Here is a 14,895-nt window from a genome sequence, read left to right as displayed (position 1 = left end):
CCTTATTCTTCCTTCTTCGGTAAGTAAACTTTCCGCGGCTTGCTTCCTTCTTGCGGTCCAATCATACCCTTTTTCGTTAAATCATCAACGATGCGGGCAGCCCGGTTATATCCAATTTTAAACCGCCGTTGAAGGAGGGAAATACTTACCTTTTGTTCACGTTGAATAAAGTCAATCACCTGTTCAAAAAGTGGATCGTTATCTGAATCATTTCCATCCTGCGTTGCCTGGACTTCTTCGTCCGAAACCGCTAGATTATCATCATAATCAGCTGTTCCCTGTTCTTTGACAAAGGAAACGACCTTCTCAACGTCTTCATCCGAAATAAATGCTCCTTGAACCCGGACTGGCTTCTTTCCAACCAGCTTAAAGAGCATATCGCCCCGACCAAGTAATTTTTCAGCCCCGTTTTGATCAAGAATCGTCCGCGAATCCGTTCCGCTTGAAACTGCAAATGCCATCCGCGACGGTACATTAGCCTTGATCAATCCGGTAATTACGTCAACTGACGGCCGTTGGGTTGCAATAATCATATGGATCCCAGCGGCCCGTCCCATTTGAGCAATTCGAATAATTGCACCTTCAACCTCATTTGACGAAACCATCATCAAGTCGGCTAATTCATCAACAATGCCCACAATGTACGGCATCGGCTTTTCGCCAGTATCCATTGAAGCTTGCTGATTTTTGATCAACCGGTTATAGCCGTCAATATTGCGGGCCCCGACATTCGCAAATGTCTCATATCGCCGTTCCATTTCAGCAACCAACTTGTTCAATGAGATCGCTGCTTTTTTGGATTCCGTAACAACTGGCGAAATTAAATGCGGAATGCCATTGTAAACTCCCAATTCAACCTTCTTCGGGTCGACCAGCATTAATTTAACTTCATCCGGTGTACAATTCATTAATAAACTCGTAATGATTCCATTGATTGCCACTGATTTTCCGCTTCCGGTTGCGCCGGCAATCAAAAGGTGGGGCGTCTTCGTAATGTCCAAGGTAATTAATTTTCCAGCGACATCCCGTCCTAATGGCACTTCGAGCAAATGATGCGGGCGCTTATGTTCCGCTGAAATCACATCTTTGAAGGAAATCGTCGCTACCTTTTTATTCGGAACTTCGATTCCAATCAATGACTTTCCAGGAATTGGAGCTTCGATTCGGATATCTTTAGCTGCAAGGGCTAACGCCAAATCGTCTGTCAGATTGACGATTTTTGAAACTTTAACTCCAATTGCCGGGTGCAGTTCATATTTTGTAACTGACGGTCCCAAAATTGTATTTTTCAGTTCCGCATCAACTCCAAAGCTTTTCAACGTTTGCCGAAGAACCTCTTGATTATGCTTGATTTCTTTTCGTTCCTGACTTTGATCCGTTGGCGCAACATCCTGAAGCAAACTAATTGGCGGCAATTGATAGTTTTCAATTGAAGATGACGGATGTAAAACCGGCTTCATCGCTGATTCTTCCGGTTTTTCAGTTTCGTGATTCCAAACATTCGTTGTATTCCGTTCACTGATCGGTTTTGGCAATTCCTTATCTTCCGGAGCAACAAGCGGTTCAACTTCTTCTAGATTTACCGGTTCAGCAGGTCCTTTCTTTTCTTCCGGTTGATCATCCGTTTTTTCAGCGACCGCTGCTTTCCGCTTTTCCGCTGCATCTTGAAGCGAATTTTTGGCTGTTCCTGCCGCGGTCTTTAACTTATCAGCTATCAATTTAATTCCATTCCAACAAACAAGTCCAATTTTTCCGAAAAATTGAGCTACCTGTTGCAGTGAAATTCCAAATAACATGCATAAACCAGCACCAATCAGCAAAATACTGATCAAGTATGATCCAAGCTGAGCAAGCAGGAAATTCGTCCCGGTATACAGCAACGCCCCGATCATCCCACCGCCAACCGCGGTCCCAAGACTTGCGCCGACAATATCATTGGCCAAATACTGCCACGTAACACCAATAAAGTCGTTATGCAAATCAAGTTTATTAAAGAAAATTGCCTCCAACCCAAGGCTAATTCCCAAAATAATCAGTAATATTCCACCCCAATATCGTAGTTTGATCTGGGGTTCTTTACCGTAAATCAACAAATAAATACTAAATAACAATAGAAGCCCAATTCCAATTAAATATGCATCGCCGATCAACAACCGGAATGCATTTGCAATCAAGACTCCTAAGTAACCTAAATGAAAAATTCCAAATAAACTTACGACACCTAAAATCAGGCCAACGACCCGTTCAGAAAAAATTGGTTTTTGGGCTGCGGCCGCTTTTTTCCGTTTTGATGTTCGTTTACCGCTTTTCTTTGCTGCCATTTTTCCCTCTTCTATTATTTTAATTTGTCATTTTCGTAAAGGTGCGTCCGGTCTAATTGCGGAAATCCTTGTTGCCGCAATGCTTCATAAACTACAATTGCTGCCGTATTCGACAAGTTCAATGCTCGGATATGGTCATCGTTTTGCGGAATCCGGATACATTTTTCCGCATTTTGCCGCATGAAGTTTTCCGGTAATCCCGTTGTTTCTTTTCCAAAAAGGAAATAATGATCTTCATTGACATTTGAATAATCCGGATCAGTATATGTTTTTTCCGCAAACTTTGAAACCAGATAAAGTTTACTCATATCAGGAATCGTTTCTAAAAATGCTGGAAGATTCTTATGGTATGTAATTTTAACTTTGTCCCAGTAATCCAAACCGGCCCGCTTTAAATATTTATCATCAGTTGAAAATCCTAATGGTTCGATTAAATGCAATTCCGTATTTGTTCCCGCACAAGTCCGTGCGATATTTCCTGTATTTGCCGGCATTAATGGTTCAAAGAGCGCAATGTGATTCGTCATCAATATCTTCCTTTCTTAATTTCAAGCAATAAAAAAGCGTAACCGTTCGGTGTGGGCACGGCGAACAGCTACGTTAATGAAGTCCAATTAATTAATAACTAACAACTTGGTTAATTACTAACAACCGTTTTCTTACTAATAAGGTTAACACCTTAAATATTGTTTGACAAGCAATTTTACAAAATTTTCCGAACAATTAACAGTGACATATCAACCGTAACATACTCCAACGATGTTTTAAAGACATTCGCCGGATCCGCCTGGGTTCCCCACTGCAATGGGGTCATCTTTAACAGGTCCGTCGCAAGTTCTGGTGTTAAATCAAATTGATATTTAACCGGAACGACTTCGGTTTGCGGATACTGTTCTATCACTCGGTTTAACACGTCATCATTTTGATACGAATATTTCGGATCTTCAGGCCGATAGAGGCGATGCCGAAGTTCAATCAGATACTTGGCATTTGGAATAACCTTAAATAAAATTCCATTTTGGGCAAGAACCCGATCAAATTCGCGGTATGATGACGGCGATAAAATATCAATAATGACATCGATTTGACGATTGGCAAATGGGAGCGCCGCTAAATCTGCAATGCAAAAGAAACTATTCGCCGTTTGCTGCGTTGCCAGGCTAATCGCATCCTTTGAAATATCAAATCCAATTGCTTGATCATTGAATTGACGGCGTTGTTTCCGAATTTGAGCAAGCGGCGTCCCTTCACCGCATCCTACATCAATATAAGTTAAATTTCGTTGAGGCATCCGTTGAATAATCTGTTCAAGTACCTCATCAAATAATCCGTGTTGAAGGACATGGCGCCGAGCCTGCCATAATTCTTTTTGATCGTAGTCGCTTTTAACCCCATGCTTAATTAAGAAAAGCGTCCCCTTTTTGGACAAATCAAACCGGTGGCCTTGAGCACAAATCAAACTATAATCTTCAATCGCAGTCATCTTCGCCCCGCAATACGGACACTTAAATAAGTTACGATTGTGCGTCAAAAAAACTTTTGCTTGATCAATTTTCTTTAATAACTTTGTTTGATTAGCGTTCAACTTTAATGTATGATCCCTTCACCAGTTTTACTAAATCTTCCCGCTTTAATCGAACTGAGCGTCCTAACTTTCCCGCAGAAACCGAAATTTCATCAAGCTTTTGAATTTGTTCATCAAAATAGATTGGGAAGCCTTTATATGCGCTGATTCCGATTGGTGTATTTGCTCCATGAACATAGCCAGTGATTTTCACCAGCTTTTTATTATCGGCTAGATGAACCTGCTTTTTCCCAAGTTCATGGGCAACTAATTTTAAATTGATCTCGGCCTGAACGGGTAAGCAAACAACCAGATAATCTTTGGCATCGTTATTCGCTTGTAAAACGATCGTCTTCAACAAGCTATCTGGATCAATTCCTTGGCTTTCGGCATCTTTCAACGCATCCATTCCGCGTTCAACCCAGTTAAAATTCTTTTCTTCATATTCAATTCCATTTTCATCAAGAATCCGCTCTTCATTCGTTTTCTTGATTTTTTTCTTCTTTGCCACGATAATTCCTCTATTCTCCAATCGTAATCTGTGATCCAGCATGAATTATCGGAAACTTTTGCGGTTCCAAGTAAATTGCATTACTGCGGGGTTCATCCGGAACAGTATTAAAATCTAAAACAGTATGATGAACCGTTTCAAGATTACTTTCGACTAAATTTCCAACGTATGCAACTTGATAATGCTGATCATCAATCGTTAACTGCATTCCTTTTTTCACACCGTACTGATCGATTTGTTCAAATTCTTGAATAACTGAGACTTCCTTTAACCGTTCTGAAACTTCTTTGCCAAATAAAATAACCAATCCATCATCCGCATTCAATGCGCCATCTCCGACTGAAACAACTTTCATTTTAATCATCACACTTCACCTCAAGGTTATTTTAACATAGCAATTTTTGAATTATTAAAGAAATTCGAAAATGCTATAATTAAATTAACTTAAATGGGAAGTGAGTTACATGAAACAACAAATTTACTTTGGAACATATACTAAACAAACCAGCCGTGGAATTTATCAAGCCCAACTCGATTGCGATGCCGGCCGTTTAAGTCAACCACGGCCAATCATTACGGTTGGCAATCCCACCTATTTAAGATTAACTGACCGCAACTCACTACTTGCCGTTGCGGTTGAAGGTTCCCTTGGCGGAATCACCAACTATAATCTGGCCGACCAATCATTTGATTTACTTGATGATCAACTTACACCTGGCTCCAGTCCATGTTACATCGGCTATGATCAGTCTCGACAATTCGTTTTTGCAGCATACTACCATCGGGGAACCGTCGAAATTTATCATTTAAACGATGATTTGACCTTGACCCTAACTGATCAAATCATTCATCATGGAAACGGACCACGGCCTGAACAGGATGACGCGCACGTCCACTTTGCCGATCTTACGCCAGATGGACGGTTGGCCGTTGTTGACCTCGGAAATGATACGTTAACGACTTATACCATTAACTCAACCGGAAAAGCGACTGAAGATGCCTGCTTGAATTTTGAAGCTGGCTTCGGTCCCCGGCACCTTGTTTTCGCTGATCAAAATACCGCTTATTTAGCTGCTGAACTGAGCAGTCAAATTGCAGTCCTTCAATATGCCCCGGATGATGGTCATTTTGAAATTCGACAAATTTTATCAACGATTCCCGATGACTTTACTGTCCACAATGGTGCCGCTGCAATTCGCATCACAAACGATCATCGGTTTGTTTACGTTTCAAACCGGGGACATGACTCGCTTGCAATTTATCAAATCAACTCAGACCATACGTTAGAGTTGATTGACTGGACTTCAACCGAAGGCAGTTTCCCACGCGATTTTGCATTAGACAAAACAAATCGATTTCTCGTTGTGGTTAACCAAAATACCAACAACGCAACCTTATTTAAACGAGATTCAAAAAATGGTAAACTAGATTGCATCCAGCAAAATATTCCTCTTCCTGAAGGAGTCTGCGTTTGCTTTAAAAAATAAGATAAAGAAAGGGATCTTAAATGATTATTAAACAAAAGACAGTTCAGACAATTCATGAACTTTCAACCCTTACTGACTTTCAAAAAATTGAACTTCAAAACCAACAAACAACTGCTAGTAAAGGCATGATTGCCGAAACGGTTCGCTATTTGCATGACAATCAGAAGATTTCAATTGAAACGTTGATTCGACCACGCACAGGCAAATATTCATACAGCGATATCGAAATCAAAATAATGGAAGCCGATGTTTTCGAGGCCCAAGCATTAGGCGTTGACAGCGTTGCAATTGGCGCAATCACTGAAGAAAATCATCTCGATGAAGATTCAATGACACAATTGATCGGCGCAGCTGGCGGAATGCAAATCACCTTAAACCACGCTTTTGATGAATTAACCTTGGCTGGGCAAAAGAAAGCCATTGATTTTGCAAACGAGCATGGAATCGATCGCATCATGATTTCTGTCCACCCGGATTCATCATCATTTAAAAAGAATCTTCAAACATTGATCGCCTATAATCAAGGTACAGTTCAATTTGTTCTGACCGGAAAAGATGAAAAACAATTAACTGAGCTTTGTGAACAGTTTAACCTTCACTTACTCTTAGTTGAATAAAAAAGCTGGACTTAACGTCCAGTTTTTTTGTGCTCTTCAAACTCTAAATAGCGTTTCATATCCTGTGGAAGCGGACTTTCAAACGTCATCATTTGCTTTTTAAATGGGTGATAAAATTCAATTTTACGGCAATGTAATCCTTGGCGCTGCAATGGCAACTGAATTTGCCCGCCATATAACGTATCCGCCACTAACGGATAGCCGATCGACTTACAATGGACCCGAATTTGGTGGGTCCGCCCTGTATGCAGCCGCACATCACAGACCGTACAGTCCGGCAATCGTTTTTTGACCCATAACTCAGTCTGCGCTTCTTGCCCACCGCTTGAAACCGCCTGTCGTTCAATCAAACTTCCCGGAACACGACCAATCTGGCGATCAATCACCAAATGATTTTCCTTTAAATTACCGCTCAAAAGCGCTAAATAAGTCTTTTTGATTGCATGCTGCTCCATTTGTTGTGAAAGCAATGCATGAGCATACCGGTGTTTGGCAAACAACGCCACGCCCGATGTATCACGATCAAGCCGGGTCACAATATGTGGAATCAAATCGTCATATCCCCGAAGATGATAATAGCCATCGACCCGATTCACCAATGAATCCTTACGTTGAGGAACGGACGGAATCGAATTAACATGATCCGGCTTATCAATAATTAAAAAGTCGCGATCTTCATATATAATCTTTAAAGGAACGTACGATGGAATTAAATCATTTTTACGGTTCTCTTCAGGTGGAAACTTAATCGTTAATACCGTTTGCGGTTTAATCTTATCAATTTGACGATTTTCAACGCCATTGATCAGAACTTTGCCGCCATCGCCCCGAACTTTTGCCATTAAGTGCCGGGAAATTCCCTGATTGCGAATAAACGTCTTTAGTTTTATCGGTTCATTTCCCGTATACTGCCAACTAATTCTCATTTAAATCACCAATAAATGCTGCTTGAACCCGCCGCCAAAATTCAGTGTGCCGATACTTAGCAAACCGAATTTTACGTTTCGAGACCTTAAACATAATCTGTTCAATTTGTTTTCCATAAATATTTTCCTGGTCAACCGTCATAAAAAAGTCACTCGCCTGATTGGGAACAATCGTGATCCAGTCATTTGCCGGAACGATCATTGGCGAACTAATTGTTCGGTATACCAAATTATTTAGCGATCCAATTTCTGTCAATTGAATCACATCTAAGCTCGGGTGAATCACTGCTCCTCCCAATGATTTATTATAGGCCGTTGAACCAGTCGGCGTTGACACGCATAATCCATCACCCCGAAAACGTTCAAACAGTTCACCGCCAATGTAAACATCAGCTCCCATTGTCATTCCAATTCGCTTAAGCGTTGCTTCGTTTAAGGCTAAATAATGCCGGGCCTGATTTTCATCATGATAGGTAACGGAAATATCAAGGAGCGGGTAGCTGACCGCTTGCCCATTATCTGATTGAAGACTGATTACAAGATCATCAAGCTCGTCAGCCCGCCAGTCAGTATAAAATCCTAAATGACCAGTATGTACCCCTAAAAAGCGAATCGTTTCGAGTTGTTCCTGATAATGGTGAAATGCTGAAAGTAACGTTCCATCACCACCAATTGTAATTACAATTTCAGGATCTGTATTATCAATCGTAATATGGCGATCAATTAATTTTTGTTCAAGCTGATTTTTGATCTGCTCCGTTTGCGGAGTATCATTTGCAAAAATTCCAATCTTCATTTTTTATCCTCTTTGTCATTCCGTTTTCGCTGTGCAAATAGTCGTTCAGCCTCTTTAATATCATCATGAATATTTGACATTTCTGTATCAAGTAAAAAGGCTGCCTCCGCCGTTTTCCGTAACCGTTCAGCAATCTCGGGTGGAAATTCACCCTGATACTTATAATTTAATGAATGTTCAATCGTTGCCCAAAAGTTCATTGCTAACGTCCGAATCTGAATTTCAGCTTTAATATACTTTGTTCCCGTAACAAGTTCGACCGGATAACGAATAATAATGTGATATGAACGGTAGCCGCTTGGCTTTTTATGGGCAATATAATCGCGTTCTTCAATAATATCCATATCATGCCGTTTGCGAAGAATCCCCACAATGGTATAAATGTCATCCACAAATTCGCACATAATTCGGACGGCAGCGATGTCCTCCATATCGACTGCAAGGTTTTCAGCAGTGATGTGCCGTCGTTGCATTTTCTCAAGAATGCTTTCCTTCGTTTTTACCCGGCCCGTTACAAATTCAATCGGGCCATGGTTGTTATAACTCATTTGTTTTTTTAAACTATTCAATTTAAGCTTAAGCTCATCGACTGCTTGAGCATACGGTGCTAAAAATTCATCCCAACGATCCATCATTTCGCTCCCCGAAACTTTATCTGTTGTTATTCTACCATACGTTGTCATTAGTTGGTGAAAACATATTAATTGCAAAACGGCTTTGTTTTATTTAAAGTAAGGAATGAATAAATCGAGCAGGGAGGAAAAATAAATATGTTAGAGGTATATCTATTTATTAATCCGATTAGTGAAACTTGCTATCAGACTGAAAAGAAAATTATTAAATTGCTTGCGCAAGCTCAAAATAAAATTCGATTTCGAGTTCTCCCGCTTTTGACGTTGAGTACCGTTTCATTTGCGATGCAGCACGTTGGCGTTTCAAGTTCAATTGAACATCAAGTCGTTGATACCCTTTATAAGGCATCCCTTGACTATGAGGCCGCTCTTTTTCAAGGCCAGAAACGCGGACGAAATTTCTTACTCAACGTTCAAGAATGTACGTTAAGAAACAATTTTAAATACACTGACGAGATGGTTGAAAAGGTTGCTTTTAAGAGTCATCTTGACTGGGAGCTCTTTAAAAAAGACCGGCAATCTGATTTGGCGGTTAAAACCTTTAAAAAAGATCAACGAATTGCAGCTGAAATGCAAATTACCACTTACCCGGAAGTCGTAGTCACTAACACTGATTTTCCTGATTATGCATTTTCGCTTAATCCGCAAGAATCATTTAATATTTTACACAAGTTTATTTTGCATCCACAAGATTCGGTCTTATGTTCAAATAATCATACTCATTATTTGCATTCTGCAAAATTAAACAGGCCACAAAAACCAATTAAATAAAACGGAGGCACTAAAACGCCTCCGTTTTTATGTTACTTCACAATTAACTTTTCAAGTTCATTTAGCCGTTCTTCAAAAACCTTAAATGCCTTTTCTAAATATTCGCGTTGCGTCATATCAACGCCCGCTTTTTGCATCGTTTCAATTGGATATGCTGAACTCCCTGACTTTAAGAAGTTCAAGTATGCTTCGGTATGGGTAGGATCGTCATCTTCAATTCGTTGCGATAACGTTGTTGCGGCTGCAAATCCGGTTGCATATTGATATACGTAAAAGTCATAGTAAAAATGCGGAATCCGCATCCATTCCATCGCAATTTCATCATCATTATAAATTGCAGGACCATAGTATTCCTTATTCAAGTCACCATAAAATTTTGAAATTGAATCAGCCGTCAATGACTTCCCACTGGCATCCTGTCCATGAATCCACTGTTCAAACTCAGCAAATTGAGTTTGTCTGAAAATCGTTCCTTTAAAGCCATCTAAATAGTGGTTTAAAACGAATGCTCGGACTTGAGGATCCTTTTCCGTCTTCAACAAGTAATCCGTAAGCAGATTTTCATTTGTAGTTGATGCAATTTCTGCAACGAAAATCGGATAATCACCATATACATACGGTTGGGTGTGGGTCGTATAGTAGCTGTGCATACTGTGTCCCATCTCATGTACCAGCGTATATAAGTCTTCCAGTCCATCTTGCCAATTTAAAAGAATATATGGATCAGTGTCATATCCGCCTGAAGAATATGCTCCGGTTCGTTTTCCTTTATTTTCAACAACATCGATCCAGCGGTTATCAAATGCCTCTTGAACATGTTGTAAATAATCATCACCATAAACTTGAAGAGCTTCAAGTGCTTTAGCTTGAGCTTCAGAATATGTAAATGATAAATTACTTTCCTTCACGATTGGCGTATACAAGTCGTACATGTGAACTTTGTCTAATTTTAAAACTTCACCACGCAATTTAACGTAACGGTGTAATAACGGCAAATTACGGTGAACTTCATCAATTAAAACATCATACACTTTATCTGGAATATGATTCTCGCTTAATGCAGCATCCTTGGCCGAAGCATAATGCCGAACCTTGGCTTGATAATTTTGGACTTGAACTTGTGAAGTTAGGGTCGTTGCAAACGTATTTTTAAACGATCCATACGTTTGGTACAATGCCTTAAACGCGCCTCGACGAATCTTTTGATCAGCAGATTCGAGCAATTTACTGTATGTTCCTTCTGAAAGCTCAACTTGCTGTCCATTTTCGCCTTCAACAATCGGGAATTTTAAATCCGCATCACTTAACATTTCAAATGTTTTTTCAGGAGCGCCAAAAATGTTTCCTGCTGCAGCTAGTAACTCTTCTTGTGCATCACTTAATAAATGGTCCCGCTGTGAACGCAATTCAGTAATAAAGTGCCGATATGGTTCAAGGTTTGAATTTTGTTCAAAGTAATCCTGAAGCACTTGATCATCAAGATGAACAAGTGCTGGTTGAAACCACGCAACTGCTTCACTGACTTGAGTTCCTAAATTATCTGCCATTCCTTGTAATTCCTGATATTTAGAATTGGTTGTATCCTGGTCATTCTTCATCGAAGCAAAGACTGCAAGCTTCTCATAAATTCGCATAATTTCAAGGTAGCGTTCAATTACTGTCAGAAACTCTTCAGCCCCCGACTCCATTTGATTCTTTGCTTTACGAAATCCGGCTAATTCTTGTTCTAATTTTTGTTGATCCTTTTTCCATTCTTCAATTGATTGATAAACCCGTTCCAAATCCCATGTTAATTCTTCGGGAATTTCTGAACGTGTTGGAACCTTTTTGATTTCTGTCATCATCTTCACCTCAAAATCATTTTACCAGTAAATTTTCTCAAATAAAATTATGATAGTTAATAAACGGCATTTGATAAAGCAACTTTTTATCGTCAATATTTAATTGCGTCGCAATCTGAAAATATGCCTTTGAATACCGATAGATCGGATAATCAAAAACCGGCGAAAGACTCTGTAAAACTTCTTGATGAAATTCAAGATGATTCAGATAACATCGAATCTGTAGCATGCGGGTCATTCCCGCTGAGTATGCTTCTGCCCGATTAAGGTTTCGAATTTGACACAATCGCATTTTAACCGAGATCCTGCTTAAATAGTTTTCTTTAGCATGACGGATAAATTGAATTAATTCCTTTAGATTTGCTAAAAACTTAATTCGATATTTTGAACGCAAAAATGCTGCTTGCTGAATTTGATAGTAAAGTTCCAACCGTTGCATTTCAGTATTTAAATAAATAAAATAAAATCCAATATTGGGATGGTATCTAAAAAATTGTGCATTCTGTTGCGAAATTCTTTCATGAAGACAATAGCGTTTCCCAACAAACCAAATATAACGCAACCCCGCCTGAAAATATGCTTGGCTGCGTTTCGTTAATTCCGTTGGTGAAATTGGTGAGCATTGATATTCAACAGCCACTTGGAATCTTGGAAGTTTAAAAATTACATCAGCTCGACGCTTAATTTTCTTAAAATATATCTCTGACTGAACAGCATACCCCATCTCACTTCCCCATTTCATTAATAACTTTTTTCCTGCTTGATGAATGTTTGTTTCATGGTGCTGCTTTGAAAAAGACACCTGCTCATGAGCAAAATGCTTTGAATTTGACTTGCCTGTTCGTAATTTAACTAGCTGATGACATACTGGACAATAGTATTTTTGAGATAAATCAGCCGATGAAGCATGAATCATTTGATTTTCAGAATTTAACGCATAAAACATAAAAACACCTCATCTACAGTTACGCAAATAAGGTGTCTTTTTGATTAACTAAAATTATATGAAAACCATTCATATGCATTCCGGGTTTTAACAATTTGACCGTGTTCTTCAAGATAAATTGGCGGTATTTTTGGCGCTTTCCCGTATTCAAGCATGGTTGAATATACATCCTGAACCGTTCCGCTTGTGACCTCTTCATCAGAGAATTTAATCACCAAATAATATTTATCGTCCATTCGGAATAAATCTGATCCGAATGAAACTTTAAAAATTACATTTCGGGTTAAATCAATAAAATCTTGAAGTGTTTCAAATTCGATAACACGAACATAGTTTTCAGATTGTTCAGGGGTTTGGGATGATCGACTAGTACTTGCTTTCTCAGGCTGTTCAACCGTTGTTTTGCGTTGATCTTTTGAATCTGATTTTAAATTTTCCTTCATTCGGTCCTTTAAAATTCGGGTAACATCCTTATCTAAACCAATTTGATCCAGTTCATCCGGCGTTAGATTTGAAAGCATCACGCTATTATTTTCATCAAATTCTGCATCTTTAGGCAAATTCATCTTCTCTGCGGCTTCTGGGTCAACTTTAGTGATAAACAACTCAACCCCATCACCGCTTGGAACTAACTGAAATGTCACTGCCCCATTATCACGAAACTCATGGTCAGTGTCAACTTCATCTAAAATACCGTAGAAAAAATCTTCAACGTCGTGTTGATTTCCAATTAAATCTAAAATTGAAATTCCACGCTCGGCAAGATCCTCTTTTCCAAGGGTTACACGCATTGTATTTTCGTTGATTTTCTCCATTTCCATAAAGAGAACCTCCCTTCAAATTCACGTAATATCATAGCACATATTTAACAAAAAAGGCTACCCATATTATATGGGCAACCTTTCAAAATTCCATTTTAATAATTAATTCCGGTTAAAATCCTGCCATCTTTTGGGCTTTCTCAAGTTCAAGAACTCGAACTTTCCGTGGCAAGAACCGCCGAATTTCATCTTCATTGTATCCAACTTGAAGGCGCTTATCATCCATGATAATTGGACGCCGTAAAAGTCCAGGATTTGATTGTAATAATTCAAATAACTGTTGAAGTGGCATATCATTAATGTCAACATTCAAATCTTGATAAGCTTTTGAACGTTTGGAAATAATCTCTTCTGTCCCATTCTCAGTCATTTGTAAAATTTGTTTAATTTCATCAATACTAAGTGGATTGGAGAAAATATTTCTTTCTGTAAAAGGAATATCATGTTCTTTTAACCAGGCGCGAGCTTTTCTGCATGAAGTACAACTTGGTGATGTATATAAAGTAACCATATCTAACCGCTCCTTTGCTTTTGTCCATATCCAAATAACTACCTTACATTCTTCATTATACACTTATTTTCAATTACTGAACGGTAAATTTAGAAAAAAACTAGAGTTCCTTTAAATTAATTTAAAGTTTCGCCAGAGCCGTTTCAACACTCTAATCATTGATATAACAACAAATTCAAGCTTTAATCGCAATAAGTTCACAAATTAAACCATATGTAATTTGTTATAGTAATTTTAATATAAAATTTATTGATTATCATATAAAGTTCAACTAATATAAAGTTCAACTAATATAAATTTAATATACAAAAATGAAGATATGAAAAACGTTAGAATAAGTATGCATAGCTCTGATTTGGCGTTTTTCAAACTTAGCTTGTTCCGTTTATTTTGAGAATCCCGATTATGTGGATATAGCAAAAAAGGCTGTGACCTACATCACAACCTCTTTATTCATATGATACCGGTGATCGGGGTCGAACCGATACGTCCTCAACGGACACTGGATTTTGAGTCCAGCGCGTCTGCCAATTCCGCCACACCGGCATAATTAAATTTTAAAAAGTTAACGCCTTTCTAAGCATTAATAAGGCGGTAACCGGATTTGAACCGGTGATGAAGGTTTTGCAGACCTCTGCCTTACCACTTGGCTATACCGCCATCTCAAAGGATTCAAATCCTTAAGAAATTGGGCTAGCTGGATTCGAACCAGCGCATAAAGGAGTCAAAGTCCTTTGCCTTACCGCTTGGCCATAGCCCAATAAAAAAGGGCGATAGGTGGGATTCGAACCCACGCGTGCCGGTGCCACAAACCGGTGTGTTAACCAACCTTCACCACTATCGCCATCAAAATAAGAAGCAGGGATAGTAGGAATTGAACCCACACCGACGGTTTTGGAGACCGTAGTTCTACCTTTAAACTATATCCCTATTATAAAATGGAGGGGAGTGGATTCGAACCACCGAACCCGAAGGAGCGGATTTACAGTCCGCCGCGTTTAGCCAGACTTCGCTACCCCTCCGTGGTGGCGCGGGACAGAATCGAACTGCCGACACAAGGAGCTTCAATCCTTTGCTCTACCGACTGAGCTACCGAGCCACTACTTGATTGATGATACTAAATATTAAATTCAAATGCAACCTTTCGGTTA

15 protein-coding genes and 7 tRNA genes are annotated in these 14,895 nt (G+C 39.3%); 3 read left to right on the top strand and 19 right to left on the bottom strand.

The annotated features are described in order from the left end of the window. Window positions 1-2 precede the first annotated feature (2 nt). From FC64_RS04570 to FC64_RS04550, 5 genes are all read right to left on the bottom strand, one after another. Complete coding sequence (locus FC64_RS04570; RefSeq protein ID WP_057906750.1) at window positions 3-2,321, bottom strand: FtsK/SpoIIIE family DNA translocase; 2,319 nt, start codon at window positions 2,319-2,321, stop codon at window positions 3-5. A gap of 14 nt (window positions 2,322-2,335) precedes the next feature. After that, a complete protein-coding gene (gene trmL / locus FC64_RS04565; protein ID WP_057906749.1) occupies window positions 2,336-2,848 on the bottom strand; it encodes a tRNA (uridine(34)/cytosine(34)/5-carboxymethylaminomethyluridine(34)-2'-O)-methyltransferase TrmL in 513 nt (170 codons plus the stop codon). A 176-nt stretch (window positions 2,849-3,024) separates the two neighbouring features. Next, window positions 3,025-3,804, bottom strand: coding sequence for a methyltransferase domain-containing protein (locus FC64_RS04560; protein ID WP_081035656.1), 780 nt, complete (start codon window positions 3,802-3,804; stop codon window positions 3,025-3,027). Between the two features lie 91 nt (window positions 3,805-3,895). Next, the gene (locus tag FC64_RS04555; RefSeq protein ID WP_057906747.1) at window positions 3,896-4,396 is read right to left on the bottom strand and encodes an aminoacyl-tRNA deacylase; all 501 of its coding nucleotides are present in this window, start codon (window positions 4,394-4,396) and stop codon (window positions 3,896-3,898) included. 10 nt (window positions 4,397-4,406) lie between these two features. Continuing rightward, window positions 4,407-4,760, bottom strand: a complete 354-nt coding sequence (locus tag FC64_RS04550; RefSeq protein ID WP_057906746.1) for a PTS glucitol/sorbitol transporter subunit IIA — start codon at window positions 4,758-4,760, stop codon at window positions 4,407-4,409. 100 nt (window positions 4,761-4,860) lie between these two features. Between FC64_RS04550 and FC64_RS04545 the strand changes: the two genes are divergently transcribed. Together FC64_RS04545 and FC64_RS04540 are read left to right on the top strand one after the other, a co-directional pair. Beyond that, window positions 4,861-5,883: a lactonase family protein gene (locus tag FC64_RS04545; protein WP_057906745.1), complete on the top strand. Its 1,023-nt coding sequence runs from the start codon at window positions 4,861-4,863 to the stop codon at window positions 5,881-5,883. 20 nt (window positions 5,884-5,903) lie between these two features. After that, window positions 5,904-6,500, top strand: coding sequence for a copper homeostasis protein CutC (locus tag FC64_RS04540; RefSeq protein WP_057906744.1), 597 nt, complete (start codon window positions 5,904-5,906; stop codon window positions 6,498-6,500). Between the two features lie 11 nt (window positions 6,501-6,511). On the opposite strand, the gene FC64_RS04535 is transcribed toward FC64_RS04540, so the two are convergent. From FC64_RS04535 to yjbM, 3 genes are read right to left on the bottom strand one after another with little or no spacing between them, the layout of a single operon-like run. Continuing rightward, complete coding sequence (locus tag FC64_RS04535; protein ID WP_057906743.1) at window positions 6,512-7,426, bottom strand: RluA family pseudouridine synthase; 915 nt, start codon at window positions 7,424-7,426, stop codon at window positions 6,512-6,514. After that, a complete protein-coding gene (locus tag FC64_RS04530) occupies window positions 7,416-8,222 on the bottom strand; it encodes an NAD kinase (protein WP_057906742.1) in 807 nt (268 codons plus the stop codon). The genes FC64_RS04535 and FC64_RS04530 overlap by 11 nt, the downstream gene beginning before the upstream one ends. Continuing rightward, window positions 8,219-8,857 (bottom strand): GTP diphosphokinase, encoded by a 639-nt coding sequence (gene yjbM / locus FC64_RS04525; RefSeq protein WP_057906741.1) that lies wholly within the window; start codon window positions 8,855-8,857, stop codon window positions 8,219-8,221. Before yjbM ends, FC64_RS04530 begins: the two co-directional genes overlap by 4 nt. 135 nt (window positions 8,858-8,992) lie before the next feature. On the opposite strand from yjbM, the gene FC64_RS04520 reads away from it, so the two are divergent. Further along, complete coding sequence (locus FC64_RS04520) at window positions 8,993-9,625, top strand: DsbA family protein (protein ID WP_057906740.1); 633 nt, start codon at window positions 8,993-8,995, stop codon at window positions 9,623-9,625. Between the two features lie 32 nt (window positions 9,626-9,657). Here the strand turns inward: FC64_RS04520 and pepF are convergent, their stop codons facing one another. The 11 genes from pepF to FC64_RS04465 form a co-directional block, all read right to left on the bottom strand. Next, window positions 9,658-11,466, bottom strand: coding sequence for an oligoendopeptidase F (pepF, locus tag FC64_RS04515; protein WP_057906739.1), 1,809 nt, complete (start codon window positions 11,464-11,466; stop codon window positions 9,658-9,660). Between the two features lie 37 nt (window positions 11,467-11,503). Then, window positions 11,504-12,412, bottom strand: coding sequence for a competence protein CoiA (locus tag FC64_RS04510; RefSeq protein WP_057906738.1), 909 nt, complete (start codon window positions 12,410-12,412; stop codon window positions 11,504-11,506). A 44-nt stretch (window positions 12,413-12,456) separates the two neighbouring features. Then, complete coding sequence (locus FC64_RS04505) at window positions 12,457-13,233, bottom strand: adaptor protein MecA (RefSeq protein WP_057906737.1); 777 nt, start codon at window positions 13,231-13,233, stop codon at window positions 12,457-12,459. 112 nt (window positions 13,234-13,345) lie between these two features. Beyond that, on the bottom strand, window positions 13,346-13,744 hold the full coding sequence (gene spxA, locus FC64_RS04500; protein ID WP_057906736.1) for a transcriptional regulator SpxA: 399 nt from the start codon (window positions 13,742-13,744) through the stop codon (window positions 13,346-13,348). 461 nt (window positions 13,745-14,205) lie between these two features. Then, window positions 14,206-14,290 (bottom strand) — tRNA-Leu (locus tag FC64_RS04495). A gap of 43 nt (window positions 14,291-14,333) precedes the next feature. Further along, window positions 14,334-14,404 (bottom strand) — tRNA-Cys (locus tag FC64_RS04490). A 28-nt stretch (window positions 14,405-14,432) separates the two neighbouring features. Further along, window positions 14,433-14,504: transfer RNA gene (locus FC64_RS04485), tRNA-Gln, on the bottom strand. A 9-nt stretch (window positions 14,505-14,513) separates the two neighbouring features. Further along, window positions 14,514-14,588: transfer RNA gene (locus FC64_RS04480), tRNA-His, on the bottom strand. Between the two features lie 15 nt (window positions 14,589-14,603). Beyond that, a tRNA-Trp gene (locus FC64_RS04475) sits at window positions 14,604-14,674 on the bottom strand. Window positions 14,675-14,683: 9 nt separating this feature from the next. Beyond that, a tRNA-Tyr gene (locus tag FC64_RS04470) sits at window positions 14,684-14,766 on the bottom strand. 1 nt (window position 14,767) lies between these two features. Beyond that, window positions 14,768-14,843: transfer RNA gene (locus tag FC64_RS04465), tRNA-Phe, on the bottom strand. Window positions 14,844-14,895 lie beyond the last annotated feature (52 nt).

The sequence above is a fragment of the Ligilactobacillus araffinosus DSM 20653 genome (assembly GCF_001435375.1).
In the GTDB taxonomy this organism is placed as follows: Bacteria; Bacillota; Bacilli; order Lactobacillales; family Lactobacillaceae; genus Ligilactobacillus; species Ligilactobacillus araffinosus.
The sequence above is the reverse complement of the archived record's forward strand: the minus strand, read 5'-3'. Positions and strand labels throughout refer to the sequence as shown.